This is a genomic window from Microvirga ossetica (assembly GCF_002741015.1).
GTDB classification, from domain to species: domain Bacteria; phylum Pseudomonadota; class Alphaproteobacteria; order Rhizobiales; family Beijerinckiaceae; genus Microvirga; species Microvirga ossetica.
Window position 1 is genome coordinate 4,703,765 of sequence record NZ_CP016616.1, and the last position, 24,840, is coordinate 4,728,604.

At 60.0% G+C, this 24,840-nt stretch carries 24 protein-coding genes and 4 pseudogenes; 13 read left to right on the forward strand and 15 right to left on the reverse strand.

Translation table 11 applies throughout. The features are described 5' to 3' along the window. Window positions 1-384: 384 nt before the first annotated feature. Complete coding sequence (locus tag BB934_RS22505) at window positions 385-711, forward strand: YnfA family protein (RefSeq protein WP_099511639.1); 327 nt, start codon at window positions 385-387, stop codon at window positions 709-711. Window positions 712-755: 44 nt separating this feature from the next. On the opposite strand, the gene BB934_RS22510 is transcribed toward BB934_RS22505, so the two are convergent. The 5 genes from BB934_RS22510 to BB934_RS22535 all read right to left on the reverse strand — a co-directional run bounded on the left by BB934_RS22510 (window position 756) and on the right by BB934_RS22535 (window position 2,713). Further along, window positions 756-980 (reverse strand): hypothetical protein, encoded by a 225-nt coding sequence (locus tag BB934_RS22510; protein WP_099511641.1) that lies wholly within the window; start codon window positions 978-980, stop codon window positions 756-758. 118 nt (window positions 981-1,098) lie between these two features. Further along, entirely contained in the window at window positions 1,099-1,305 is a 207-nt protein-coding gene (locus BB934_RS22515; protein WP_099511642.1) for a hypothetical protein, read from the reverse strand. 505 nt (window positions 1,306-1,810) lie between these two features. Continuing rightward, window positions 1,811-1,996, reverse strand: a complete 186-nt coding sequence (locus BB934_RS22525) for a hypothetical protein (RefSeq protein ID WP_099511646.1) — start codon at window positions 1,994-1,996, stop codon at window positions 1,811-1,813. Between the two features lie 40 nt (window positions 1,997-2,036). Beyond that, window positions 2,037-2,168 carry a WGR domain-containing protein gene (locus BB934_RS50620; RefSeq protein WP_335645585.1) on the reverse strand — a complete coding sequence of 44 codons (132 nt, stop codon included), beginning with the start codon at window positions 2,166-2,168 and terminating at the stop codon, window positions 2,037-2,039. Between the two features lie 140 nt (window positions 2,169-2,308). Beyond that, a complete protein-coding gene (locus tag BB934_RS22535; RefSeq protein ID WP_157934272.1) occupies window positions 2,309-2,713 on the reverse strand; it encodes a hypothetical protein in 405 nt (134 codons plus the stop codon). A gap of 327 nt (window positions 2,714-3,040) precedes the next feature. Here BB934_RS22535 and BB934_RS22540 point away from each other — a divergent pair, with 327 nt between their 5' ends. The 3 genes from BB934_RS22540 to BB934_RS22555 all read left to right on the forward strand — a co-directional run bounded on the left by BB934_RS22540 (window position 3,041) and on the right by BB934_RS22555 (window position 5,421). Then, window positions 3,041-3,343 (forward strand): hypothetical protein, encoded by a 303-nt coding sequence (locus BB934_RS22540; protein WP_157934273.1) that lies wholly within the window; start codon window positions 3,041-3,043, stop codon window positions 3,341-3,343. 1,188 nt (window positions 3,344-4,531) lie between these two features. Then, window positions 4,532-4,885: a hypothetical protein gene (locus BB934_RS22550; RefSeq protein ID WP_099511652.1), complete on the forward strand. Its 354-nt coding sequence runs from the start codon at window positions 4,532-4,534 to the stop codon at window positions 4,883-4,885. A gap of 92 nt (window positions 4,886-4,977) precedes the next feature. Beyond that, the gene (locus BB934_RS22555) at window positions 4,978-5,421 is read left to right on the forward strand and encodes a GFA family protein (RefSeq protein WP_099511654.1); all 444 of its coding nucleotides are present in this window, start codon (window positions 4,978-4,980) and stop codon (window positions 5,419-5,421) included. Between the two features lie 102 nt (window positions 5,422-5,523). On the opposite strand, the gene BB934_RS22560 is transcribed toward BB934_RS22555, so the two are convergent. Then, window positions 5,524-6,306, reverse strand: a complete 783-nt coding sequence (locus BB934_RS22560; RefSeq protein WP_237050057.1) for an outer membrane protein — start codon at window positions 6,304-6,306, stop codon at window positions 5,524-5,526. A gap of 405 nt (window positions 6,307-6,711) precedes the next feature. Between BB934_RS22560 and BB934_RS22565 the strand changes: the two genes are divergently transcribed. Continuing rightward, on the forward strand, window positions 6,712-8,007 hold the full coding sequence (locus BB934_RS22565) for an ISNCY family transposase (protein WP_099511638.1): 1,296 nt from the start codon (window positions 6,712-6,714) through the stop codon (window positions 8,005-8,007). A 314-nt stretch (window positions 8,008-8,321) separates the two neighbouring features. On the opposite strand, the gene BB934_RS50255 is transcribed toward BB934_RS22565, so the two are convergent. The 3 genes from BB934_RS50255 to BB934_RS22575 all read right to left on the reverse strand — a co-directional run bounded on the left by BB934_RS50255 (window position 8,322) and on the right by BB934_RS22575 (window position 10,337). Beyond that, entirely contained in the window at window positions 8,322-8,450 is a 129-nt protein-coding gene (locus tag BB934_RS50255; RefSeq protein WP_257792363.1) for a hypothetical protein, read from the reverse strand. Window positions 8,451-8,674: 224 nt separating this feature from the next. Then, complete coding sequence (locus BB934_RS22570) at window positions 8,675-9,796, reverse strand: calcium-binding protein (RefSeq protein WP_099511656.1); 1,122 nt, start codon at window positions 9,794-9,796, stop codon at window positions 8,675-8,677. Window positions 9,797-10,058: 262 nt separating this feature from the next. Continuing rightward, window positions 10,059-10,337, reverse strand: coding sequence for a LexA family protein (locus BB934_RS22575; protein WP_099508982.1), 279 nt, complete (start codon window positions 10,335-10,337; stop codon window positions 10,059-10,061). A 58-nt stretch (window positions 10,338-10,395) separates the two neighbouring features. On the opposite strand from BB934_RS22575, the gene BB934_RS22580 reads away from it, so the two are divergent. Both BB934_RS22580 and BB934_RS22585 read left to right on the forward strand, forming a co-directional pair. Beyond that, the gene (locus BB934_RS22580) at window positions 10,396-11,535 is read left to right on the forward strand and encodes an IS630 family transposase (protein WP_099511657.1); all 1,140 of its coding nucleotides are present in this window, start codon (window positions 10,396-10,398) and stop codon (window positions 11,533-11,535) included. A 99-nt stretch (window positions 11,536-11,634) separates the two neighbouring features. Beyond that, window positions 11,635-12,592: pseudogene (locus BB934_RS22585) on the forward strand (IS630 family transposase). Window positions 12,593-12,731: 139 nt separating this feature from the next. Here BB934_RS22585 and BB934_RS22590 read toward each other — a convergent pair. Further along, window positions 12,732-13,808, reverse strand: a complete 1,077-nt coding sequence (locus BB934_RS22590) for an AraC family transcriptional regulator (RefSeq protein ID WP_162299183.1) — start codon at window positions 13,806-13,808, stop codon at window positions 12,732-12,734. A gap of 178 nt (window positions 13,809-13,986) precedes the next feature. Here BB934_RS22590 and BB934_RS47255 point away from each other — a divergent pair, with 178 nt between their 5' ends. From BB934_RS47255 to BB934_RS22605, 4 genes and pseudogenes are all read left to right on the forward strand, one after another. Continuing rightward, the gene (locus tag BB934_RS47255; RefSeq protein WP_157934275.1) at window positions 13,987-14,136 is read left to right on the forward strand and encodes a hypothetical protein; all 150 of its coding nucleotides are present in this window, start codon (window positions 13,987-13,989) and stop codon (window positions 14,134-14,136) included. Further along, window positions 14,111-14,320 (forward strand): annotated as a pseudogene (locus BB934_RS22595) (IS66 family transposase); the annotation flags it as partial. The gene BB934_RS47255 and the pseudogene BB934_RS22595, both read left to right, overlap by 26 nt. A 33-nt stretch (window positions 14,321-14,353) precedes the next feature. Continuing rightward, window positions 14,354-15,241 (forward strand): annotated as a pseudogene (locus BB934_RS22600) (IS256 family transposase); the annotation flags it as partial. Window positions 15,242-15,268: 27 nt separating this feature from the next. After that, window positions 15,269-15,673: pseudogene (locus BB934_RS22605) on the forward strand (transposase); the annotation flags it as partial. A gap of 75 nt (window positions 15,674-15,748) precedes the next feature. Here the strand turns inward: BB934_RS22605 and BB934_RS47260 are convergent. Continuing rightward, the gene (locus BB934_RS47260; protein ID WP_157934276.1) at window positions 15,749-17,284 is read right to left on the reverse strand and encodes a hypothetical protein; all 1,536 of its coding nucleotides are present in this window, start codon (window positions 17,282-17,284) and stop codon (window positions 15,749-15,751) included. 13 nt (window positions 17,285-17,297) lie between these two features. After that, the gene (locus BB934_RS22610; RefSeq protein ID WP_099511662.1) at window positions 17,298-18,434 is read right to left on the reverse strand and encodes a glycosyltransferase family 2 protein; all 1,137 of its coding nucleotides are present in this window, start codon (window positions 18,432-18,434) and stop codon (window positions 17,298-17,300) included. A gap of 1,014 nt (window positions 18,435-19,448) precedes the next feature. Here BB934_RS22610 and BB934_RS47265 point away from each other — a divergent pair. Continuing rightward, entirely contained in the window at window positions 19,449-19,604 is a 156-nt protein-coding gene (locus BB934_RS47265; RefSeq protein ID WP_157934277.1) for a hypothetical protein, read from the forward strand. Window positions 19,605-19,881: 277 nt separating this feature from the next. Then, a complete protein-coding gene (locus BB934_RS22615; RefSeq protein ID WP_099511664.1) occupies window positions 19,882-20,214 on the forward strand; it encodes a hypothetical protein in 333 nt (110 codons plus the stop codon). A gap of 23 nt (window positions 20,215-20,237) precedes the next feature. Here BB934_RS22615 and BB934_RS22620 read toward each other — a convergent pair whose 3' ends face one another. The 3 genes from BB934_RS22620 to BB934_RS22630 form a co-directional block, all read right to left on the reverse strand. Then, entirely contained in the window at window positions 20,238-20,564 is a 327-nt protein-coding gene (locus tag BB934_RS22620) for a hypothetical protein (RefSeq protein ID WP_099511666.1), read from the reverse strand. A gap of 699 nt (window positions 20,565-21,263) precedes the next feature. Then, a complete protein-coding gene (locus BB934_RS22625) occupies window positions 21,264-23,306 on the reverse strand; it encodes a DUF927 domain-containing protein (RefSeq protein ID WP_099511667.1) in 2,043 nt (680 codons plus the stop codon). Further along, on the reverse strand, window positions 23,303-24,838 hold the full coding sequence (locus BB934_RS22630; RefSeq protein ID WP_099511669.1) for a hypothetical protein: 1,536 nt from the start codon (window positions 24,836-24,838) through the stop codon (window positions 23,303-23,305). The genes BB934_RS22625 and BB934_RS22630 overlap by 4 nt, the downstream gene beginning before the upstream one ends. Window positions 24,839-24,840 lie beyond the last annotated feature (2 nt).

Here is a 24,840-nt window from a genome sequence, read left to right on the forward strand (position 1 = left end):
AGTGACCTTTCTAACGGGGTTCTACAGTTTGTATGCCGCCAGTCCCTTATTAGGGAACGCCTGCCTCGACTGGGGGCTTCCATGGTGGCGGTTTATGTTCTTGTCGGGATCATCGGCGCGTTGATCACGGCCCCGATACTCTGGTGGCGATACGGACCACTCGTGGCGTTTCTTGGAGCACCATTTGGGGCAAGCTTGCTGGTCTTGGCCTTGGTACTCCTGCTGGCTTTGCGTTCCAATAGTCGCAGCCATGATGAACGCTAAGCCTCAGCCCCAAGCCTGCAGCGCTCGTTCCATACTGCGGCTTATGCGAAATTGCGCGGCCGCTTTTTCATGCGCGCACGAGAAGTAGCGTGGACGGGTTGAGCCGTGCAAAAGGGAACGATGCGCACGATCCCGATCTACACGGCAGCGGCCTTGGCCGAGATTGCTGGGTGCTTCGCCTTCTGGGCGTGGTTCCGGCTCGACAAGTCGATCCTGTGGCTAGTGCCAGGGATGGTTTCGCTGGCGGCCTTCGGCTGGCTTCTGGCCTTGGTTCCTGCCGAGCAGGCCGGACGCGCCTATGCGATCTATGGAGGCATTTATTTCGCGGCTTCACTGGTGTGGCTTTGGGCCGTCGAGGGAGTACGGCCTGATCGGTGGGACCTGATCGGAGCTGCCGTCTGCCTGACAGGGGCAGCAATCATCCTGTGGAGCCCGCGAACCGTCTAGGGCGGAACGGTTTGTGCGTCATTCCATACTGGGGGTTATGCAAATTATGAAGACTGCATTCCTGCGCGCGCGAGGCGTTCCGACAGAACCTGGATCAACTCGAAATGGGCCGCCCGGGCCTGTTCCATCTCACGACCGAGACTGGTGCCCGCTAAGGCATTGATCTGCTTTTCCTCATAGGCAATTCGCTGCCGAATGCTTTCGGGAGTGGTGTGCTTTGCCGCCTCTTTTTGCACCCATCTGGATAGTTGACCGTTCGGCTTAGGCATCAGACGCTCAGGGTTGCATGTCCCATAAGGTCAATGCCCCAAGGAATGATCGGGAGGCTTAGCTTACGTCAGCGGAAGGCTTCAAATCCTCGTGAGGGGAGTTTCGCGTCTCAGTCGGTCAAGCAACCTCTGCGCCGTTCCCCAGTTCCCTAAAAGGCAACTCTGCGAAATTCGCGGTCTGGTTCTTAACCTTTCGCGTGCGAGCCAGCAGCCGGGAGACCATAGCGCGGAGATGGGCCTTCACCCGAGCGGCCTGAGCCTCTTTGATCAGGACCATAGTGTTGTTTGAATCGGCCATCGAAGCTTTCTCGCCCTGAACCAACATCAGAACATTCCTGTAAGATTTAAGTTCCCCTGAGTGCAAATATTTTTGGCTTCTTAAAATAATGCCATTGTATAAGCATCATAAAACCGCAGATTAATAATTACATATGTTAATGACTTTAAGCTTTAACTCGGTAATACATCTTCCCGGTTCCATCTGCCCCTACGGAACCGTTCCTAGAGCGCCCTCTGTTTAGACGGGCGCTCTTTTTTTGCGGCGAGGTCTGCTTGCGCATCCCATACACGGCCATCGGAATTATGCGATGATCATCTCAATCGCGAAGAAGCGGCTTCCATCCGCGGATTTGCCTGTCGGAGCAAAAATGCGGCGGATCTCCAAAGATCCACCAATAGCCGAGACCTGCCTTGGGATTGACCGTCCAATACCCCACAGTCAGCGGGAGAACAGGCGGGACATCGTCCTCGGCCACCCAAAGGATCACAGGCGTGCCGTCGCGTGGCACGGTGCTGATCGGGGACCAGCCACCACTCATGGTTTTTCCTGATCACTCGTCAGCAGGAGCGCCGTGTTCCTCGGCAATCTGTTCGATGGCTTGCGCAAGGTCGGCTTCGGTTTGGCTCAAGGCCTGCGAACGGGCGATCTCTGCGCGGGTCTGCTCGATGGCCTGATGGGCCAGATCCGTCGCCTTCTCAACCGCCGCATCGAGAGATTGTGTGTTCTGTTCAGCCATGATCCTGGGCTACACGCCCAATGGGGCCAATCCTTGACGATCAGGGCTCCTGAGAGCCGCGCCGCCGCTTGGCCCGGGCGACGACCGCCAGCGCCTTTCCGGCCTCGATCTCGCTGGCGAACTCCTCAACCTTCTCCTGCCCGTTGGTGCCGATCCTTCCCCAGTTGCGCACTAACCGGATCGTCCCGAACAGTCGCGCTCGATCATCAGCGCGTAGAAGCGCCGCATTCCCTGCTCCGGGTCGATCCGGTGCAGCACCAAGTGGTGCTGCACCGGCGAACGCTCATCGTCCTTCATCGGATTGAGCAGGCGCTAGTCCTCGTCCTCGGTTGGGTCGGTGATTGGCACCAGGAACACGATATAGCTGTCCCGATCCTCGTCAGTCGCATCGCCGTCTAGGCGAGCCTGGGCAAATGTCTTTTCCCATTTCGAGATTTCGTCCTCGAACGCACCCCGGACAAACAGGTCCTTTCGATCGCCAGACCAGAGCGGCTTTCCCTCTGTCTCAAAAATCAGAAGATCCTCGAAGAATGCTTCATCATCGAGGAGACCTTGAACGTCGTCCTTGCTCCCGGAAACAACAACTGTCGGCCGGCCAGCAATCTCAATGGTTTGCATCACTCGCTCCTGTTTGTGGATGTTGTTTTCAGAATCTAACTCTGTCCTACCCTCATCCGCCCCGGCTTTGCCGAAAACCCCGCTCCGCAGCCGCTCCAACGCGGCTCGGAGACCGAAATCGAGACGGGCCAGTACCTTTCCCTTGCCGCAGGGAGGGGCCAGCCACTGGCCATTTTCAAAGGCTCTGACGCGTGGTTTCGTAGGCCATGAAGGCGTCCGGGCCGTCCCGGCATCGGATGTGGAAGAGGAGTCGGATCGGGGTCGAAGGATGGCCGGGAACCGCAACTGTTTGGCGGGTCGCAACAAGATTTGCGGCGGCCGTCAGGGTACGCCATCCGCCAAGACCAAACGCAACCGCCGCCCCTCGTGGGACGCCGACTGCCTGCACCAGCTTCCCCTGGGCTACTCGACCGAACGAGACAAGCGGTGATGGCGACTCTCCGCGACATCGGCAATGCCGTACTCGATTATCAATTCCCATGGGACTATGCCGACGATGGCGCTTTTCTAACCAAGATGACCGGCCTGCTGTTCTGGTCCTTCGGCCTCGTCGCCTGCGGCTGGATGCTGTTCGGCGTCATCGGCCAGGTTTACTCCCTTTTCACCGACAACACGCGCCCCCCAGTGCAGTCCCGGAGGATCAGATTCCTCCTGGACACGATGATGGCCTTTGCCGTCTTCGCCGCTGCCCTCTACGTCATCGCCTACTTCGCCATCGTCGGCTTCTAACCCCACCGCCAAAACGAGATTCCCTTGGCAAAACTGCCCGACACCTTCGGCACCGATGAGTTCACTGCGCCATCGGTTGATGGTCCTGGGAATCACCTCCAGGGCGGCCACGATGAGGCTGAAAACTTAATCCATTCGAGCGCACCCTTCGCGTGCAGCGGCTATAAGTGTAACTGCTGTAACCTCTCCAAAGCAGAGCCCCTAAATGGTAATCGTGTTGATGCTAGCTGCCTGGGTAGGCGGGTTGATAACAGCCATTGCACTCTGGCCCTTTGGGTGGCTCATTGCGCTTGCTGGCGCGCCATTCGGGGGAAGTGCCCTAGTGCTGATAGTGTCTGTCCTCGTGGCTTTGCGGGACGCCTACGCAGAGAAAGCTCGTTCGAACCAACACCTGAGCACAAGCACGCTACCGCTAATTCGCCAGCGCCCGAGAAGCTACTAACCAGTTACATCCCCTCATTCCATACTGCGCCTTAGGCGAATTACGCAGCCTGCTTGAGTTGAGTTTGGCGGTGAGCTTTCAAGTGGGAGAGCATGACTTGAACATGAGCCTTGACCCGTGCGGCCTGCGCCTCCGCAATCAAGGTTTCGGCGACAGCCCGACGATCGGATGGCTTGCGATCAGTCCTCCGATCCGCCCCCGACACCCCGACCACCTTTTTTCCTCTATGACAAAGCATATTTTCACCCGTTCAGCAGCATTTCTTATGCTTTACCTTAGCATTTACCCCCTGCGAGTTAGATATGCTGGAACATGAGGGCGCTGAAAGCGGAGATGTACGTAGGGATTGCCCGAGCAGACACAGCGGATCAGATCGGATAGTGAGGTGGGATCGGCACCGTTACTTTTATCCCTACGGGCCGAACCTTTAAAGCGCCCTCGTGGGAAGAGAGGGCGCTTTCTTTTGCCAAGATGGGATGTTTCAGGACGAGCGGTCTCACAGATCGCGGCTGCCCCGCCTCGCCTACACCAGTTCCATACTGGGCGTTATGCGAAATTCGCGGCTACCGCACAAAGAGCTAACCCTCGGATCCGAGGAGGCGCATACTGGCTGACCTTGAGAGGAGGCTGTGATGTTTGCAGTCCTACTCTGCCTTCCAGTCCTCCTGATGCTGACAAGCGTCTGTCTGGCCCGTCCCCTCCGCTATCCAGTGGCCTCACAATCATGCCGTTCAGGACGGCAGCCCATGCCGAACCTGAATGCGCTCATCCTGCGCAGCAGCCCACGCGTGTTCGCGACCGGCCGCCTGATCAAGGGCCTCTACTACGCCGAGGTCCCGAAAGGGATGAACGCCATGGCGGCCTTCTACATGGCCTGTGATCGGCTCCTCGAACGGAAACCGTTTCTGATGATGGACTTCCGTTCCAACGAGTTCTTCCTTGACGGTGACCGGGATGGCTGCGTCGATGCGACCGGGACATTGGCACCGCCGGAGATTGATCCGGCGGATTTCCTGCCTGCTGTCGATGGAGCCGAAGAGCTTTGTAACGAGGACCTCCTCGGCCAACGCAAGTTCAACGACTTAGCCGCTACCCCATAAAGGGGCTTACGCGCAATTCGCGGACGATTTTCCACGCGCGCGACATGAGTTTGAACCAGGAGTAGGATCGTCGTCTGTTTAGGAGATATGCCATGGAGATTAATGGGCGCTGCCACTGTGGCTTCATCACCTTTGAGGCTGACGTCGATCCGGAGGAGGTGCGGCTCTGCCACTGCACCGATTGCCAGACGCTTTCGGGGTCAGCCTTCCGCGCTACGGTTCCTACACGCCAGGGTGCATTCACACTGCGCTCGGGCGAGGTGAAGAACTACGTGAAGATTGGAACGAGTGGAGCGAGACGACGTCACGGGTTCTGCCCCGAATGCGGATCGCCCATCTACTCGACGTCGGAGGATGCTGGACCAAAGGTCTACAATCTTCGGGTCGGAACGATCCATCAGCGTCGCGAACTGGTGCCACGAACGCAGATTTGGTGCCGTTCGGCCCTGCCCTGGACCACCGACATCAAGACCCAAGAGCGTTATGAAATGGGTCCAGATGGGCGTTCACAAACCGTCACTGGGCGTGTTCCATAAACGGCCTTCCGCGACTTTTGCGGGCTACCATTTCTTGCTGTCCAAGCAGCAAAAAGGCCCGGGTTGCCCCGGGCCTCTTGTGCAGCTGTTGCTGCGGCGATCTTAGTAGGTGCCGAACTTGAAGTTCAGCTTGGCGCGGGCGACGAAGAATTCCTGCTCGTCATTGTTCTGCGGCAGGAACACATTGACCGGCCCTCCGCCAACCGGAGTAAAGGTCCCGATGGGGCGAGTGCTGTCATCGTCTTGATCGATGCTGACCCACAGACCCTCGAGGCCGAAGGTCACCGCCGAGGAGCCGAACCAGTTCACCGGCAGGGCCCACTCGACACCGCCGCCGACCGTCCAGCCGGTGTTGTCCTCCGTGTAGGCCAGACCACCGGTAGCGTAGACCAGGAAGCGGTCGAAGGCGACACCGGCGCGCAGGCGCGCCGAGCCCCACCAATCCACACCGTTCTCGAACTCGCCGGCCACAAAGTCCCCGCCAGCAAAGCCCGGGCCGGGGATGAACACCACATTGGAGTTGTTGCCGCTATCAATCCCCTGGATGTCGGCCTCGGCACCGATCACCCACGAGCCGATCTGGTAGTTGTAGCCGATCTGGCCACCGCCGGTGAAGGTGGCGTCGTTGTTATTGCCGAAGATGAGTGTACCTCCCTCCAGGCCGCCCGGAATGCCGGGGCCTGTCAGGATCACCGGGTCGTTGTTGCTGTCACGCCAGCCTGCGCCGAGGTTGCCACCGACATAGAAGCCGGTCCAGGTGAAGATCGGCGCGAGAATCGGCGCCGGAGGCGGAGCCTGGCTGGGAAGATCGGCAGCGGAAGCTGCGGAGACAGCCGCCGTTGCGAGGGCTGTTGCAGCAAGTAGACTAAGTATACGAGTTTTCATGAGCAATCCCCTGTGTGCGAAGATCCACACGGGGGGAGTATGGACCAATGGCCAAGAAGGCCTATAGCAAAGATGCAACACTTCGTTGGTTTCTGCTATTTACGTCAGTATCGCTGATGTGAATACATGCCTTTCAGTCCATGAATACATTTGTCGGATTTGACAAGCAGGGCGTGGCATGGCCTACTGGCTTGGCCTCGGAGTAACCCCCGAAGGCGAGGACATCACCGAAAAACCCTGCCCTTCCCGGGGCAGGGTTTTTTGATGGCACACTCGATTCGACCACCCAGTTCCATAAACGGCCTTATCGGCATTACGCGTGTAGAACCCCGTTAGAAAGGTCACTCCTCTCCCCGTTACAAATGTCACTCTCCCTGGGTGATGGTGCTGGGGAGATTGGGTCTGATGACGGTGATCGGGATGAGCCGGCCGGAGATCGATCGGGTTCACATTCTGCGGGACGTCGTGGCGGAGCGAATTACGGTGCGCGAAGCTGCCCAACTGCTGCGGATCACACGGCGCCAAGTGTTCCGATTACTCAAGGCCTATCAGACCGGTGGTCCCACGGCCTTGGTGTCGCGCCGGCGCGGCAAGCCCAGCAACCGCTCCTACCCGGCGGCGCTGCGGACCGAGGTGCTGGCGCTGATCACAGCCAACTATGCCGATTTCGGCCCGACGCTCGCCTGCGAGAAGCTCGCCGAGCGGCACGGCATCGATCTGGGTGTCGAGACGATCCGGCGCTGGATGATCGCGGCGGGTCTCTGGCAGGAGCGCCGGCAGAAGCTCAAAGGGGTGCACCAGCCGCGCTATCGGCGCGACTGCGTCGGCGAACTCGTCCAGATCGACGGCTCCGAGCACTCCTGGTTCGAGGATCGCGGCCCACCCTGCACGCTTCTGGTCTACATTGACGATGCCACCAGCCGGCTGATGCACCTGAAGTTCGTCGAGACCGAGTCGACCTTTGATTATTTCCGATCGACCCGGGAGTACCTGGAGGCCTACGGCAAGCCGGTGGCGTTCTACTCCGACAAGCATGCCGTCTTCCGCGTCAACGGCAAAGGAGCGGTGGGCGGTGACGGCATGACCCAGTTCGGGCGAGCCCTGCATCAGCTCAACATCGACATCATCTGCGCCAACTCGCCCCAAGCCAAAGGCCGCGTCGAGCGCGCCAACGGCACCTTGCAGGACCGCCTGGTCAAGGAGATGCGACTGGCTGGGATCTCGACCCTTGAGGCGGGCAATGCCTTCCTGCCGGCATTCATGGCGGACTTCAACCGCCGCTTTGCCAAGGCGCCCTACAGCGACAAGGACCTGCATCGCCCGCTCAGCGAGGACGATGAGCTGGATGACGTGTTCGCCTGGCGCGAGGAGCGGACGGTCTCGCGCAATCTGACCCTGCAGTACGACCAGGTGCTGTTCATTCTCGAGCCGAACGCGATCACGCTGTCCCTCGCCCGCCAGCGGGTGACCGTCTATGACTATCCGGATGGGCGCTTTGCCATCAAGCACAAGGGCCTGGAGCTGCCCTACAGGCCCTTTGACCGCCGTCAGCAGGTGGATCAGGCGGCGGTCGTCGAGAACAAGCGGCTGGGCCCGGTTCTGGCCTATATCGCCGAGCGGCAGAAGGAGCTCGACATGAGCCGGAGCAACAGCGCCCCGCGGCGGCGCGGCCAAGGCAAGAGCCTGTTCAAGGTGGGTTGAGCTCTCAGCAGTCACTCCCCGGAGGTGACATCTCTAATGAGGACAATCAGAGACTTGTCTAACGAGTTCTGACACAAACGCCACAGTCACGCTAGAGATCCAACTGACTATGTCGGTAGGGCCTCTAAGGGAAGGCTGGTCCCCAATCAGCACCGCGCCGCGCGACGGCACGCCCGTAATCCTCTTGATGATCGAGGACGAGACCCCACCTGAGGTCCCGCTGACCGTGGGGTTTTGGACCCTGAATCCCAAGGCCGGGATCGGCTACTGGCGCTTCTTTGGCGATCCGCCGCGCTTCTGCTCTGATCGGCAGATCAGGGGATGGAAACCGCTCCTTCGCGAATGAGAAAAACCGCGCCTGCCGCCTCGGCCGACTCGTTGGCAGAAAAACGCTGTGATTTAATCGTGCTGGAACCTGCCAAACCGTTGCGGTTCTCGGCCATTGGATGGCCCATCTGGTAAGGGAAAGGGACCGGCCCGTCCCGATTTCGGTCTTCGAGCCCAGATCCCGGACCTTAGCGGGTCAACGTGGCCTGCAGGGTGGCGCGGTGCAAGACGAAGGGCATACCAATCCCCCCTTCATCTACCGGCCGCGACATCATGCCTGCAATGCCGGGGCGGGGGTTGCCCGCCGGAGAGCGCACGAGCCCTCCGGCGAAAAAACTGGTTAAAGGACATAGAAATCGGCGGCGGTGAGCTTGAGGTTCTTGCTAATGTCGCTGAAGCAGATGCCCGCCTTGGCTCCGGTGCCATCGCTATCGTAATAGAGTTTGCCGGTGTACTTGTCGTAAATCGCGCGATCGCTGGCGTCGTGAGCCTTGCCGGTCAGGTTGATGTGGAACGCGCCTGCCTTGAGTTTGCCGTTGCCACCGACTTTGGTGAAGTCGGCGTTGTCGAGCATGATCGTATCATCCACGATGCGGAAGTCCTTGATGAAGTCCCTGCCGCTCTTGGGCGAGGTGTCGAACACGAAGGCATCGCGCCCGGCCTTACCCCACATCGTGTCGCGCCCGGCCCCACCCACGATGACGTTGTCGAGGGCATTGCCGATGAGATAGTCGTTGCCACCAGTGCCGTTGATCTCAACCGGCAGCACAGGCTGCGCGGGCGGTGTTGGCGGTACTGGCGGTGCGGACGGCGTCACCAACTGACCGAGCGAGAACGAGCCGTTCTCGAACTGAAACACCTCGACGCTGGTCAGATAGTCAGAGCCCGCAAGACCGCGCTTGTCGGTGACAACGACATCGCCGTTCCCCTGGACCGCAAAGGAGTAGTCCGAGGAACTGCCGTGATACTTGACGCCGTCGAGGCCAATGCCGCCGTCGATATAGTCGTTGCCAGCACCGCCAAAGAAAGCGTCGTTGCCGCCGTCGCCGTAGAGCGAATCGTTGTCGCCCCAGCCCTCGATGGCGTCGTCGCCCGCGCCGCCGTGAATGAGATCGGCGTAGTCGTTGCCCTCGAACCAGTCGTTGCCACTGTTGACAACGGTGTTCGAGATCGTTGCGCCCGTGGCGTGATTGACGGTCATGTTGAGACCGATGATGCCGCCGATAATCGTGCCGCCGGAAAAGACCCCGATGTCATGGAAGGTATAGGTCGACCCAGTGTGCCACGTGTAGTTCGAGCCAATGTCGAAAGCGGTGCCGACCATGTGGAAGCTGGCGAAGGAACCGTTGTCGGCGATCAGGTCAGGAAGCGCATAACTGCCTGTCATGTCGGCCAGGGTGGTATTGGCAAAGGGGACATAACCGCCTCTGCCAGCGATGTTCTCGATAACGAAATGAGCCATTGGAGTAGTCCTTATCAGGGAGTTGGGGATTAACGGCCGTCGCCGTCTGTGGAGAAGCCGCAAGGCAGTTGGTCGAGGCAATCCTCGTCCCAGGACTTCCGGCCGGTGCGCTTGGCCTGGTCGGCATCGCAATAGGCTGAAAATCCTGGACGAGGCCGGGAACCGTCTTTCAAGCGTGTTCCCTGCAAATCCACAATGATCTACGGCGGATCGGCTCTCGTGGACTTGTCGTAATCAGCCACTCTTTTTGTGCTGACTGCCACTAGATCCTCGGCCCAGAGGATTTGACGGGTTGGGGATGGCGGAGGAGGGGCAGGCATTCGGGGGCGACTAACACCTCGATACTTCGCGCCACTCCGGGCTGACGGCGGATCAAGCCGGCGCGTTCCAAGGTCAGGATCATCTGGTGCACGGAAGGCGGAGTGACCTGGAAATGGCTCTGCATGTCGGTTTCGGCCGGGGGACGGCCATGGACGCGGGTGTAGGCATCAATGAAGGCCAGGTACTGGCCCTGCCTGTCAGTGAAGCTTTTCTCAGACATTCGCCACACGCTCGATTCATCGGCTGATTCAGCTGGGTCTCTCATGCGGGAGGCCGAGATGAACATATGCTACCGGGTTGAGCTGAGCGAGGCCGAGCGTGCCAACCTCCAGGCGATGCTCAGCGGCGGCAAGCAGGCCGCTCGCACGCTCAAGCGCGCGCAGATCCTGCTGGCGGCCGATGCTGGCGTGCCAGACGAGACGATTGCCCAAAGTATCGCGGTCGGCGGCGCGACCGTGTATCGGACCAAGCGCCGCTTCGTGGAGGGCAACCTGGAGCGGGCCCTCAGCGAGGAGCCCCGTCCCGGCGCCGCCCGCAAGCTCTCAGGCCCGGAGGAGGCGCTGCTGGTGGCAACCGCCTGCGCAAAGCCGCCCGCGGGCCGGGCCCGCTGGACGCTGGAACTCTTGGCCGGCGAGATCGTGCGGCTCACCCAACATGAGAGCCTGTCGCGGGAGACGCTGCGCCGGCGACTCTGCGAGAACGCGCTCAAGCCCTGGCGGCAGAAGATGTGGTGCGTTCCGAAGATTGATGGCGAATACGTCGCCCGCATGGAGGACGTGCTTGATCTCTACGCCGAGCCGTCCGATCCGCAGCACCCGGTGGTTTGCTTTGATGAGAGCCCAGTCCAGCTCATCGGCGAGACGCGTCAGCCGCTCCCGGCCACGCCCGGGCAGATCGAGCGGGTCGATTATGAGTATCGCCGCTGTGGTACGGTGAACCTGTTCGTAGTCCTTGACGCGCATCGGCCCTGGCGCCGGGTCAAGGTCAGCGAGCAACGCACGGCATGCGACTTCGCCCGGTGCATGCGCGAACTTGTAGATGTCGACTTTCCGCAGGCCGAGCGGATCCGGGTCGTGATGGACAACCTGTCGACGCACACGCCCGGTTCGCTCTACCAGGCTTTCCCGCCTGACGAGGCGCATCGCCTCCTGCAGCATCTGGAGTTCCACTACACCCCCAAGCATGCGAGTTGGTTGAACATGGTCGAGATCGAGATTGGGGTGCTCAAGGGCCAGTGCCTGGATCGGCGTATTGACACGCGCGAGGAGCTCGAGCGGGAAATCGCTGCCTGGGAGCGCGAGCGTAACGCCGCCGGCGCACGCATCACCTGGATGTTCACGACCGAAAAGGCCCGGGCCAAAATGGGCCGCGCCTATCCCAAACCCGGCCCTCTCGAGCCACTCGCCAAAAGGTCATGATCACTGTGCCGAGGATCTAGGGCCTCGGACCGGAAATGAGACTCCTGGCTTCTGTGCGAGGCCGAGCTGTGATTCACTGCCTGGACTGGGAGGTGGATTATGGGTCATTGCTATTCCCTGGATCTGCGGGTGCGCGTCGCCGACTTTGTCGATGCAGGTCATTCCTGCCGGGCGGCAGCCCAGCACTTTGACGTCAGCGAGAGTTTCGCCATCAAGCTGGTGCAGCGGAAGCGGCGGTTCGGCTCGCCGGCACCGGCCCGGCAAGGCCGTCCGCCCGGACGCGGCAAGCTGGTGCCCTATGAGAGCTTCTTGATCCAGACGGTCGAGGCCGAGCCGGCCATCACCATGCCCGAGCTGGCCGCAAGGCTGCTGACTGAGCATGGGATCGTTGCGGCTCCCGCGATGCTCTCGCGCTTCCTGTGCCGGCACGGCTTCTCATATAAAAAAATGCCTGATGGCGGCGGAGTGCGCACGCGCCGATGTGCGGGATGAGCGCCGGGTCTGGCATGCCCAGCGCCAGCCGCGCATGCGCCAGGAGACGCACCGGCTGGTGTTCCTGGACGAGACGTATGTCAACACCAAGATGACGCGCCTGCGCGGGCGGAGCCGCAGGGGCCAGCGCCTACGCATGAAAGCTCCCTTTGGACACTGGAAAACCCATACCTTTCTGGCTGGGCTACGGTGCAACGAGTTGTGCGCGCCGTGGATCATCGATGGCCCGATCACCCGGTTGGCGTTCGAGGCTTACATTGAGACGCAGCTCGCGCCGACGCTGCGCAAAGGCGATGTGGTGATTCTCGACAACCTGGCTGTCCACAAGAGCGAGAAGGCCGCTCAGTGTCTGAAGCAACGCGGAGCCTGGTTCCTGTTTCTACCTGCTTATTCGCCTGATCTTAATCCAATTGAACAGGCCTTTGCCAAGATCAAAGCGCACTTGCGCAAGGCCGAGGCCCGAACGTTCGACGCGCTCTGGCGAGCGCTCGGTGAGATCTGCAACCTGTTCGAACCACAAGAGTGCTGGAACTACCTTAAGGCTGCCGGATATGCGTCCGTTTAACCGTCCGATGCTCTAGCGTACCTTGCAGCCCTCTGAGTGCGAGGCGAAGGTGTTAGGAGGGCGAGCATCGTGTCTGTGTCGTCAAGGACGAGGAAAGAACCCGTCCTACGCTCCCCCTGCCGTCAAACTGAGCAAAAACTTAGGTCGCGATGAGAGAGGCGCGCACCGCACGTGGGGTCTTGCCATTCCAGCGTCGGCACGCATGTGTCAGGGCGCTCACCTCATGGAAGCCCAGAAGCCATGCGATTTGTGATATCTGCAGATCGCGTTCGCCGAGATAGGTCATGGCGAGTTCATGACGAAGCTTGTCCAGGATTTCGCCATACGTTGTCCCTTCCGCCGCAAGGCGACGCGCAAAGGTCCGATCGCTCAGGCCCAACCGACGGGCCACCTCTCGGCTCTGGGTTTTCGCGTGAGGCAGCATGGGAGCGAGGATATTCTCGACGCTTGTTCGTAGCGCACTAGTGTTCGAAGCGCGCCGCGCCAGAATCTCTTCGCAGGATTCCTGCATCAGTTCGCTCAGATAAGCGTCCGCGCTTACCAGTGGGAGTTCATGGACGCTGGCGTCGAATGCAAGTTTATCGCTCCAGCCGTCATACTCGATCTCGGTGCCGAAGAAGTGCCTCATGGGTGAGGCCTCACCTTTTCGGTGGTGCGCGAAGCTGACTCGGCTCGGGATCAGCTGCCGTCCCGTCAATGAACGACACATCCCAAGCAAGAGCGTCATAATGAACTCGATCTGGTGGCGATCGAGGTGTCGGGAGACACCGGAGTACGCGATCGTGATCGAGCATTCTTCGCTGTTCGAATAGGTTATCTGCACCGCCTTGTTTGTTACCTGACAGTAGCGTTGCAGCCTTTCCAGGCCTTCGCCCAACCGGGCCGCGGAGGCAACTGCATAGTACAGCCTTCCCGCCAATCGGAGGTCCACGTCCTGGGCCAAGTGGAAACCGAGCAAATCATCCTTCAACGCCTTGGACACCGCAACCAGGAATCTGATCTGGGCTTCGGCACCGACCCGGGCGGCCCGATCATCCAGGACGAGTGCAGCTAGATCATTCACTTTCAGCAGAGCCTCGACATTCTGGCCAGCATCCCGGACCCGCGCCGCCGCGAGGCGGAGAATTGCCCCACTTGCTGTTGGCATCCGCGCCAACGACCGGGCCGAATGCCTGTGACTGCCAGTCGACGCATCCGTGACTTGGCTGGTGCCCATGCGACGCCCCCCAATGCTGTTCGGCCCCATACTTTGGCAGGAAATCGCAAAAAATGGCAATGGTGAGCAATTCGACACGTGGACGGGGCCGCTATGACTGGGCCGTCACGCGAGCGGGTGTCTGGCACCGGTCGCTGCTTCCAGCAAAAATTTCACTTTGCCACCCCAAGGACCTGAAATGGCGACCTTCACCCTCTCGAACGCTGCTGGGTGCGGCTTTGATATGTCCACGACCAATGGATCTGGTTTTGCGTTCGTCGAGGCCAATCCATCCATCACGGAAACCCTGATTTATTCTGACCTTCGCCCACTGGCCTGGACTGGTTGATGCGACCAACAACGCTTGCGAACGCGCCCTCAGACCCGCCGTCATTCAGCGCAAGGTGACCAACGGCTATCGCTCCATGTGGGCCGCCGAGGGCGAAGCGGACATACGCACGGTCGTTGACACGGCTCGTCTCGGTCCGGCCACCAATGCGTTCAACACAATCCTTCAGACTGTGTCCGCCTGAACCTCAGTGCGAAATAAGGGCGTGGGTAATTGCGTGTCGATGTACGCCCGCGGCATGAGCGTGCGCGAGATCCAGGGCCACCTGCGCGATCTCTATGGCATCGAGGTCTCGCCGGATCTGGTCAGCGCCGTCACCGATGCGGTGCTCGAGGAGATCTCGGAGTGGCAGAACCGCCCTCTGGAGGCGCTCTATGCCCTGGTGTTCTTCGACGCGATCCGGGTCAAGGTGCGCGATGAAGGCACGGTGCGCAACAAGGCCGTCTACCTGGCTTTGGGCGTGCGGCCGGACGGGGGCAAGGAGATCCTCGGGCTCTGGATCGAGCAGAGCGAGGGCGCCAGGTTCTGGCTGCGGGTGATGAACGAGCTCAAGACCCGCGGCGTCGAGGACGTGCTGATTGCGGTGGTGGATGGCTTGAAGGGCTTTCCCGAGGCAATCACGGCGGTGTTTCCCGAGACCCAGGTCCAGACCTGCATCGTGCATCTGATCCGCTCGTCACTGGCCTTTGTCTCGTACAAGGACCGCAGAGCCGTCGCGGGAGCCCTGAAGGCGATCTACCGGGCCAAGGATGCCGAGGCCGGCCAGGCGGCCCTGAAGGCGTTCGCGACCTCCGTCTGGGGCCGCAAGTATGAAGCCATCGCGGCCGCCTGGCGGCGCAACTGGACCGCGGTGATCCCGTTCTTTGCCTTTCCCGACGAGGTGCGCCGGATCATCTACACGACCAACGCCATCGAAGCGCTCAATGCCAAACTGCGTCGAGCGGTGCGGGCCCGCGGGCACTTTCCCACCGATGAGAGTGCGTTCAAGCTGCTGTTCCTGGTCTTGAGGCAGATGCAGAAAGAGTGGAAGATGCCGCCACGGGAGTGGGGCATGGCGAAAGCCCAGTTCGCCATTCTCTTTGAAGGCCGCTTCCGGCTGGGATGATGAACCCGGCCCGTACACGCAAATTCTGACGGTCCCCGGTCGGGCTCTGGCATGAAGCGCCATCGCCATCAGGAGTTTTTGCGCTTCCTGCGCGTCATCCATCGCAACACCGACAAGCGCCTCGACCTGCACCTGATCGTGGACAACCACGCCACTCACAAGTACCCGAAGGTGAAGGCTTGGCTGGCAAAGCATCCGCGCTTTCACCTGCACTTCACGCCGACCTCGGCCTCATGGCTCAACCAGGTCGAGCGGTTCTTTGCCCTGATCACGCAGCAGCGCATCCGGCGGGGCGCCTTCACGAGCGTGATCGATCTGGAGAGTGCTATCATGGACTACCTGGAGCACCACAATGCGGATCCCAAACCCTTTGTCTGGACGGCTCCGGCCTCGGCTATCTTGGAAAAGGTCGCCCGCGCGAAACAAGCGTTAGAGTCACAACACGAGTGCATGAGTGGTCGTTTCTGGCTGCGACTGAAGCGTGAACATTTAATTCGCCAGCTGTATCTAAGGTGAAGCAAGTCCACTTGTGGCAACGACGCGATAGAGGTGAAATGTGCCTGTTGTCTCTATCTCTTGAAGCCAGTCAAATTCGGTTGTGTTCTCGGGCCGCGACGACGAAGCCAGTACAACGAAATCGAAGTCCTTCTGAACTGTGCCCCAATCGATATCGCGCAATGTCCTTGCGAATGGGTTTGCCACGGCTTGATGCCGCCGAGAATAATTAGGTTTGACACGGATCGGCTGCTGAGTTGGATAGGCGAATAACGAAGGCACGATTGCCGAGCGTTCTATAACAGCCAAGCTGCCTAGGTGAAGTATGGACGGAGGACCGATCACGTCCGAGTACGGCATTCCAACGGTAGAGTAGAACAGTCGACTACCACGAGGGATAGAAGCTAAGATCTCCGAGAAATTTAGGTAGATCTGTTCAGATTTGCGCCAGAGATTAGCGACATACCAGCTCTGAGGACCGAGAATTAATAGGACCACTGGCACAAGTGTCGCTGCTATATAGGGAGACTTAGGCAGCCTTGCTGACCCGGCAACGAACAATGAAAGTGGACCTAGCATTCGCCAATCTACATTTGCTCCGCTCATAAATTTGGGAGGAAGTAGGAAAAAGAAAGCAAGCAGAGTCGCGTTGATTGCAACCATGCGCCAAAGCATTCCTGGGAACGCTTGATAGAATGCTAATCCTAAGGTCGTAGAAACAACCGCAAGAGAAGCAAGGATCCCTGGCCACCCAAGGGTGAATAGAGTTCTCACGTGCTGGAATTTGAACAATAAAGCTTGATAAATGCCGTCATCCCAGAGTCCCTTCTGTGCATCCCACCCACTGGCACCGGCTGTAGGACTAAAAAGTAAGAAAGCAAGTGCTGGCAAAGCAAGCGTCGGCAGCAATAAGCAAGCTTTTTGGATTATAATTTTGCGACTTGAAGCGTGAAAGTTGGTTGTGTCCAAGGCTTCCCAGAGAAATACGCATATTGCGAAAATAGCAAATACAAAGAGGTGGCAAAAAAACAGAGCAAAGCTCATCGCGATGCCAGCTATGATACGCGACAAAGTGGATTTGTGAGACATAAGGATCCAAATCGAGAATAAAATTACGACTAAACCACTTCCTAAGAAGAAGTTTAGGAAGCCCTTATGAAAAGCCGAATTTAAAACCGTAATTGAGCCGAGGATCGCTACGGGTGAGTGCCGCCTATATAGAGCATAGTGCAGAAAAAAAGGTGATATGATCCATAAAATTACAGCTATAGCCACAAACAGCTTAGAGCTTACTGCTGGAGAGAAAACAAAACTCACTGTTAATAACATTACATCTGATGCTAGGTTGGGCAAAACGTTCCAGTTCGAGGAATAATATTCAAGTATAGGGTGATTTTCTGACGCGTTCAGTACAGCGATCCGTGCGAGATGATTGGGCAAATCTTGCAGTGGAGGGTATGTGACAAGCGTCAGAGGCCAAAGCGCAAGGCTAATTGCGCTCCCAACCGCAGCCCATATCCAGTACCGTTGTAGATGCACGCCGGACATCTTCTTTCTTGCCTTACTTCTTCCAAGTGAATGCCGCTGAGACTGCATAATTCCAGACAGCGCCCACAGCAGCGCCCGCAATGCCGGCAAGCCACCAAGTCCATTGAGCGTTGTAGATGTACGCTCCAACGCCTACATTTGCTGCTGCTCCAATCAAACAGACTACATAAAAAGAAAATAGCCCATAGAGGAGCTTAACACCTCTTAGTCGCCGGTCCCTGTAAGTAAGAAAGTTGTTAACTAAAAAGTTAAACGTCATCGCTGTTAATACAGCTATGCTTTGAGCAACGATAAATCTCATTCCAAATAGATTTAAAGATACACCTAGTGCGGATAGATGTACTATTACCCCAATTGAACCAACAAACGAGAAAAGAATAAATCTTATTGGAAAGAAACGTCCTAACAGTTTGTCTGTAAGCAATACGATGTATTCCCATTCAACTGCGCTATCCAATTTACTGCTACCAAATTTTCGTGCGCGGAATTCGTACGGAACCTCTTTTATGCTGGGCCGCCGCGGCGCTGAAGCCAAAATATCTACGAGGATCTTAAAGCCTATTGTGGACAGCTTAGGCAATGATGCCATGAAGGCTTGCCGGGAGATTACAAAAAAGCCGCTCATTGGATCAGAAACAGGCACTTTGAGAACGAAAGTGGCAAGCCACGTTGCGCCTCGGCTGATCGACTGCCGACGCTGGTTCCACTCGCCCATCCCGCCACCATCTGCATACCGCGAGGCAACGGCTAAATCGAAGCCATCTTGCGCTACGGCCTTCCAAAGTAGTGGAAGAATATTCTCGTCGTGCTGCATGTCGGCATCCATCACTCCGATAACTGAGGCTGACGATGCAAGTATTCCCTCTACGACGGCTGATGAAAGACCACGACGTCCCACACGTTGCACAACGCGTATGTGACGATTCCTCTGAGCTATTGCTCTTACTGTTTCACTCGTACCATCCGGCGAGTTGTCGTCGACGAAAATCAACTCCCAATTTATTGTCCCATCTAGGAGGCATTCGACCTTCTCGATAAGAGGCAAGATATTATCAACCTCATTGAAGGTTGGAACAACCAAACTCAGTTCTATGGGACATACAATCGGTGATTGGAGTTCAATTGTAGTAGATTGAGAGATTTCATCCATAATATAGCCTCCTCGAGGCCCAATGGGGGATGGCCCAATGGGGGGATGATTGCCTCTTATCCTATCACTATTTGGGTAGAGTTCGCATGCGACCGCATGTTAACGCAAGCAAAGCAACCTCTTAACTTCACCTCAACCGTACGCCAGTTTTGAATTCTTGCTTGTATGCAAACGAGGTAGAAGTACTATTCCTGAAATAGGACTGCACCTGACCGCCTTGCGAACACGTCGAGAAATTCCTTGCCAAGTGGGAGCGTCCACATATGACTATGTGTCGCGATTACCCAATGTCCACATCTGACGGCGCCCCTGTAATAGGGTCTTGTTATCTTCTTTGCGCCGCTACACCAAACTCCATTGGCGGCATACCAGCGTCATGCGCTCCATATCCGGCGCCGAACCAGTAAAGATGTTTCTGTAACTCCGACCAACGGTTTAGGGATACGCTGGCCAGTGATAACAGAGCCTGAGAGCGCGTGACAGCGAACCCGCTGGGGCCGCTTCAGCGGCGCAGGGTGGATGCCCTCAGGAGGCAGTAGCGGCCGTCACGCACGCTCCTGCGGGGCCTAGCTGGAGTGCTAATTTAGAGGGTCACCGTCGTTGGCGGAGCCCACCAGCCTCAGGTGGGGATACTGCTCAGCTAGGTCTGGAGGGGCGGCCACGAACTGACCGGAGAGTACGGGCAAGGACCTCGCGTTCCAACTTGGCAAGCCGAGACTAAACCCGGCAAGTTGAACAAAGGGATATTGGATGCTCAGCTTTGAGTGGCAGGTAGCGCGAGACGCGGTTACCAGAGCAACCCCAATGTTGAAGCCGCCCTGCTGACGATCTGGAATCATGCGGCGTCTAACTGGACGACTTGTGGCGACGCACGACGGCATTCTCGGAACCAGCGTCGAAACATCCCACTCTAGCCGGTCCGCTCCAGCCGGCCCTGTCCGGTCTGTCATATCCTGCGGGGCTCCGGTTGACGGGCACCCGGTGTATGCTGCCGCAAGCCCGCAGGAGACCACCATGGCGCATCTCACCCTCGTGCCCGGACAGGACCGCACGGACCACGACGAACCGCCCCACGAGCCCACCGACGACACGCGGGCGATGGTGATCGCCGGTTTGCTCAACGAGATGCCCATGGAGAGCATCGCCGGAGTGCTTGGGATCTCCTGCTAGGCCCTGGAGCGGCACTACGCCTCCGAGATCCGGCACGGAACCGACCGGATCCTAATCGCCGGCACGCGGCAGCTGCTCTTCCTGGCCGCTCAACGGACCGACCTCGGCGTCGCCCATCGCGCCACGACACAGTTGCTGCAGTTGCGCCTGAAGGCGTGGCGCGAGCCAGGGGCCAGCCCGATACCGTCGCAGGCCGAAATCGACAGCATGGATCTCACACAAATCGAGGCCGAAATCGACCGGCTGGAGCGTGCCCAGAGGATGGACGGAGAGGGCCGTGACCGCTGAGCGGGATCAGCCCCTACCATTCGAAAGCCGGGCAGGCAGTCCAGCGGAGGCAGCCTGCACGCTCGCCGCGGAGGTCGGTGCGATGCTCGATGAGGGCATCCCGCACGAGGCGGTGGTGACCTATCTCGGGCTCACGCAGAGTGTGGCCCAGCGGCGCAATCCGAGCCGCCTGATGGCCGCCCTGCGGGCGATGGTGCAGGAGCATCCCGACCTGGAGATGCGGCGGCGAGCGGCACTCACGCTGCTCTTGACCTATCCACTCCGAGACGTCGCCCGGGTGGTGACCCGAATAAGGGAGGGCCGAGCTGGCCTCCGAGACTGACTCCATGAAAAACGGCGGATTCGTCAGCAATCGCCCGTGGGATCGCTCTTGGGATCGTTGGCAACATCGTCGAACTCGGGACCGATAACAACGGCGCGGGCACGCGGCATGCCGGATCCGGCGACGGAGGCGCAGACCCGGACATACGTCGCGGGATCGGTCTCGGCGAGGCGGTCGAGCACGGTGCCGCCATGCTTCTCCCAGGACGCCATGATGTCGGCCAGGAAGCTTTTCGAGAACCTGTTACGCAGGCCGATTGGGCGGCCGGGTCCGGGATGACCGGAGAGGAAGCGGCCGTCGCGGCCGTGGCTGGGCTGAGGCGGGCACGACAGGCTCAACAGGTCGGACATGAGGCAATCCTCCTTAGCTCCAGGATCGTCCTCGCGTGGCTGGCGTCAAGACCTGATGAGGGAGCGGACACGGGGGCACCTGTCCGGCGATGTCTGGAGATGTCGGGCTATCCCTCTAAGCCATGAAGGACGGCCTGACTAGTCACGCCTCGGCAAACGGGCCGTGGTGACCTTTCGGCCGTGGCGTGAAATGGTGCCGGTCGGCCGGCGCATCGGCCTTGGCGGGACCGGAGGGCATTGGCGGGGCTGTTCGTAGGCGATGTAGAGGGGTGGCACAGGCGATGGAAACAGCAGGGAGAAGGCCGCTCCGACCTGGTTCCCACTCGGAGCCGGTTCCCACCATGGTTCCCACCAGCGGTGGGAACCATGAGCGATAAAACGTTGCGGTAAAAAACATAGCCATCACAAGCCGTTAGAGGGTGGGAGAAGGAGAAGGACATATCAATTCCCACAGTTCCCACCTATAAACCATCTACATACGCGTGATCACACTACATCGCCTTTCCCCGCGGGTTGGGAGTGCTTTATTCGTACGCCCCCAATCTTATACGGGGATTTAATGGGAACGTGGGAACCACCCTCCAAGCCTTTTGATTTCCAAGGGGTTTTTTGCCCTGCCGGGTTCCCACAGGGGTGTGGGAACCAGCTTTTTTTCCGTCCTACCCAAAGCCCAAAAGATGCCGCTTCGGGCATGTTTGGTCAGGTCCCGGCCCCTTCATCGCCGTCATCCACGTTTAGAAAGTCGGCTCTGATCTGGTACACCCAGATCCCTTTCCGTCGCCCCTTTCCGTGCAGCTTGGACTTCTGCTTGACCGTCAGGCGGGCGCGGTCGCTGCCCGTGATCAGCAGCCCGCTCTCGCGCAGATGTCCCAGGGCCACGCGTAGCCGCTCCGGTGTCCAACCATCGTCCTTGAGCGCATCGGGCAGGATCGAAATGCTAATCAGGGCCTCGCCCTCGTAATTGAACCAGCCCTTAAGCCCGCGCCCGAAGGTGACGTCGGCATATGCGCTCCGGTCGAGACCGCTGAGCGGGCCCGGGTACTGGCCCGCCGGCACTCCGGCGAAGTTGTCCTGGTTCCTGACGATCCAACTGCGCAGTGCGTCCACGTCCTCGACCACGCTCGGCATGATCTCGCCGCCTCTGGTCGCCTGAAGGCGACCAGAGAGAACGTATCGTGCCGCCTCCAGCACCGCCATGCCGGGATCGCCATCGCCCCACGGCAACTCCAGCGCCTCGGCCGCCACCGCGCCCAGCGCGGCAAGCTGGCCGAGACTGGCCGCAATGCGACGCGCCTGATGGACGGCGCGAGGCGACAGATCGTGCCCGATCAGGCGGTTCCAGGCCGCCAGATGAGCTGCTAAACGCTCCCGCGCCGCGTCCACGTTGTCCGTCAGAAGCCATGCCGCCACGGCCGGTCCCGCAGTGCCGTGGAAGGTCGACGCCATCTCTGCCAGATGATCGACGTAACTCTTGCTGGAGGCAAAGCCATCGTGGTCGGTCACCACCGCCGATTCCACGTCGATGAGGCGCGCGTCGGTACCGGGGTCAAGGCTCTGAGGGCGGCGGTTGGCGCGCCGGACGGCGGCGTGCTCGCGCAGGGTTTTCTCGCCGGTCGAGAGGATGAACGTCTCCCACTCGCGCAAGCTGCGCAACGCGCCATCAACGTCGGACCGGCTCTTGCCCTGCCCGGAGGACAGCATGTAGATCGCAACGCTGACCTGATCGGGATCGAGCTGCGCGACCTCGTCGAGTGCCAGACCCGTATGGGCGCGCGAAGCCGCCAGACTTTCGACGCCGTTGCCCGTGCTCCTCCAATGCCGTAGGTAACGGTCCGGCGGACCCCACACCGACGAGGCAACTTTCAGTGCGGTTGTCTTGCCGGTCGAGGTCTGGTCCACGATGTGCAGGATCAGGTTGGCGATGCTCCCACTCCGCAGCAGCGGGATCAGCGGCGCGGCCAGGAACGTGGCGACGGCCATCACCAGAACCGGGTTGCGAGCAATCGCCCCTGCCACGCGTTGTTTCCACTGCTCCAGGCTGCCACGCTGCCGGAACGATCCGTCATGGGAGATGCCGTCGAGGCAGAACCGCTCCGGTCCGGCCTGATCGAAGATCACGCGCGAGGGCAGCGCGAAGGCGCGCGGTCGGCCGTTATCATCGAGAAACCAGCCGGTGCGGTCGAGATAATGCCCTTCGGCTACGGGCGGTGGCGGATAGACGGCCGCCAGCGCATCGCGGTTGGGCGAGTGGATCGAGACGTTCAGAGCCTCGACGAGACGGGCGGCGGCCTTGTTCGCGTCCCTGACGATCAGCGCCTCACTCAAAAGCGCCTCGCGCCGGCCCGAGCCATGCGGCGCGGACAGCAGCAAGGCCGGGTTACTGCCCTGGCTGTCGAGGAGACGGGCCTCGACCCTGATGTCGGAGCAGATCTTGATCCAGCCGTCGTCTCCCTCGAACCAGACGAAGCCATCGCGGTTCTCATGACCTTTCGCCAGCCCGGCTGGTGCGGCCTTGTCCCACCGGGCCTGACGTTGCCTCCGCCTCTCTGCTTTCACGGCCTTGTCTAGCGCATTCAAGGACATCGTCAGTTCCTTGGCTGCCGCCGTGCGCTCTTCGGCATAGTCGTCAGGGTCGAGGGCGGCGAGGTACTGCACGGTCTCTTCCCTGGTAAGAGGTCTGCGCCCCTTGGAAGCGGACGGTTCCGGGTCTTCGGGGCGGGGCTGATCTCGGTCGGCCTTCATGGCTGGTCTCCCGCGCGTGTCGATGAGGGGGATGCTGTGTGGGGCGCAGTCAGGATGCGGGCGGCGGCCTCGTCGCAGCCGCAGGCCAGCGCCACCGCCCGACCATCATCAGGGCTCAGGCCTTGCGCTAACGCCATCCGCACCAGGGGACGGGCCAGGGGCCGCATCTGCTCCCGCGGCTCGGCGCTGATCGCCTGCAGCAGATCCGGCAGTGCCACCGCGGGCCAGAACATCCGAGCGCGGATCAGGCCACACTTGAGGCGTGACAGCGTCCGCTCATGGTCCCGCGTCAGGATCGGATCGACCACGAAAGTCCGGCCGCCATGCGCCTGCGAGTAGATCAATAGGCCGTTTGTCGCGGAACGATAGACGATGCTCGCGCAGTGGCCGTAGCTCTCCCCCTCCTCGGGATCGAAGCCGGTGCAGCCCTCCCAGGCGGCCGGGTCGGCTAACATGACGCGGTAGCTCACCCGGCCTCGGTCGCGGGTGACGAACACGTCGTCGGGATCGAGCCGGATCACGCCCGATTTCAGGGACGAGCGGGCGAGCGAGCGCACCGTGCGCTCGGCTTTCCTGCGCGCCTCGGCCACCGGCATCCCGGCCTGCCGGTGGTGCTCTTCCAGGGTGGCCCGGTGCGCCGCCTGGACCGCACGCCGCCGCTCGATCAGATCGGGGTCGGATTCGAGTGCGATGACACACTCACGATAGCGCGCCGCGATGTCACGGGCCTCGGCCCAGGCCCTCAGTTCCGCGATCCTGAGCACGTCGCCGCCGCGCGCCACGAACGGTCTCTCACGCACGATGAGCGGCGACTCGACGATGGGGCGGCCCTCGAAAACCAGGCGCTCGGGCGAGCCTACGGCCCGGTCCACCGCCGAACGCTGCAAGAAGCTGCCTGCCCGCGACAGGTCAATGCGCCCATGGCCCGCGACAAAGCAAGCTTTGTGCAAGATCTCCAGCGCCTCTTTCGAGCACCGCTGATCGTCGAGGATGCAGTAGACATGCTCTCCGGCCGAGGGCACAGCGAGACCGAGCCCTGGATGGATCACACTCGCCGACATCGCTGCCCGCGTCAGGCTGGCCACGCCCCGCATCGGCGGGCAGACCGCGGCCAGCAGATCGGCGGTGTTCCGGCCGTTGTCGTTGTCGATCAGCAGCAGGCCGGGGCCGTCGTGGAACGTGAAATGCGACAGGCTGCGTGCTCTGACATCGGGTTCGTCGTGCTCGGGCATCCTGGCTAGCTGTCCGAGCGTGGTGATGACGCTCCTGACGACGCCGTCACGCAGAATGCCGAGCCCGATGGCCTGATGCGTGCCCAATTCATCGAGCCCAAGGCGCAGGCACTCCAGGGCGAAGATGCAGATGCGATCAAGTTTCAGGAAGCGCCGCTCGGCATGGCCCTCGATCATCTGGGCCGAGGCGGTCTTGGTGATGGTCTGCGAAGCCTCGTCGAAGGAATAGCGTTTCGACAACGTCGTGCTGCTCTCGAACACAGTCAGATGCAGCCGTTGCAGGGCGGATGACACGGCCATCG

Coding starts and splice junctions, on each gene's coding strand:
- BB934_RS22505 (WP_099511639.1), top strand. CDS start 385: ATGCGCACGATCCCGATCTACACGGCAGCGGCCTTGGCCGAGATTGCT.
- BB934_RS22510 (WP_099511641.1), bottom strand. CDS start 980: ATGCCTAAGCCGAACGGTCAACTATCCAGATGGGTGCAAAAAGAGGCG.
- BB934_RS22515 (WP_099511642.1), bottom strand. CDS start 1,305: ATGTTGGTTCAGGGCGAGAAAGCTTCGATGGCCGATTCAAACAACACT.
- BB934_RS22525 (WP_099511646.1), bottom strand. CDS start 1,996: ATGGCTGAACAGAACACACAATCTCTCGATGCGGCGGTTGAGAAGGCG.
- BB934_RS22550 (WP_099511652.1), top strand. CDS start 4,532: ATGCCGAACCTGAATGCGCTCATCCTGCGCAGCAGCCCACGCGTGTTC.
- BB934_RS22555 (WP_099511654.1), top strand. CDS start 4,978: ATGGAGATTAATGGGCGCTGCCACTGTGGCTTCATCACCTTTGAGGCT.
- BB934_RS22560 (WP_237050057.1), bottom strand. CDS start 6,306: ATGAAAACTCGTATACTTAGTCTACTTGCTGCAACAGCCCTCGCAACG.
- BB934_RS22565 (WP_099511638.1), top strand. CDS start 6,712: ATGACGGTGATCGGGATGAGCCGGCCGGAGATCGATCGGGTTCACATT.
- BB934_RS50255 (WP_257792363.1), bottom strand. CDS start 8,450: ATGGCCGAGAACCGCAACGGTTTGGCAGGTTCCAGCACGATTAAATCA.
- BB934_RS22570 (WP_099511656.1), bottom strand. CDS start 9,796: ATGGCTCATTTCGTTATCGAGAACATCGCTGGCAGAGGCGGTTATGTC.
- BB934_RS22575 (WP_099508982.1), bottom strand. CDS start 10,337: ATGTCTGAGAAAAGCTTCACTGACAGGCAGGGCCAGTACCTGGCCTTC.
- BB934_RS22580 (WP_099511657.1), top strand. CDS start 10,396: ATGAACATATGCTACCGGGTTGAGCTGAGCGAGGCCGAGCGTGCCAAC.
- BB934_RS22590 (WP_162299183.1), bottom strand. CDS start 13,808: ATGGGCACCAGCCAAGTCACGGATGCGTCGACTGGCAGTCACAGGCAT.
- BB934_RS47255 (WP_157934275.1), top strand. CDS start 13,987: ATGGCGACCTTCACCCTCTCGAACGCTGCTGGGTGCGGCTTTGATATG.
- BB934_RS47260 (WP_157934276.1), bottom strand. CDS start 17,284: ATGTCCGGCGTGCATCTACAACGGTACTGGATATGGGCTGCGGTTGGG.
- BB934_RS22610 (WP_099511662.1), bottom strand. CDS start 18,434: ATGGATGAAATCTCTCAATCTACTACAATTGAACTCCAATCACCGATT.
- BB934_RS47265 (WP_157934277.1), top strand. CDS start 19,449: ATGGCGCATCTCACCCTCGTGCCCGGACAGGACCGCACGGACCACGAC.
- BB934_RS22620 (WP_099511666.1), bottom strand. CDS start 20,564: ATGTCCGACCTGTTGAGCCTGTCGTGCCCGCCTCAGCCCAGCCACGGC.
- BB934_RS22625 (WP_099511667.1), bottom strand. CDS start 23,306: ATGAAGGCCGACCGAGATCAGCCCCGCCCCGAAGACCCGGAACCGTCC.
- BB934_RS22630 (WP_099511669.1), bottom strand. CDS start 24,838: ATGGCCGTGTCATCCGCCCTGCAACGGCTGCATCTGACTGTGTTCGAG.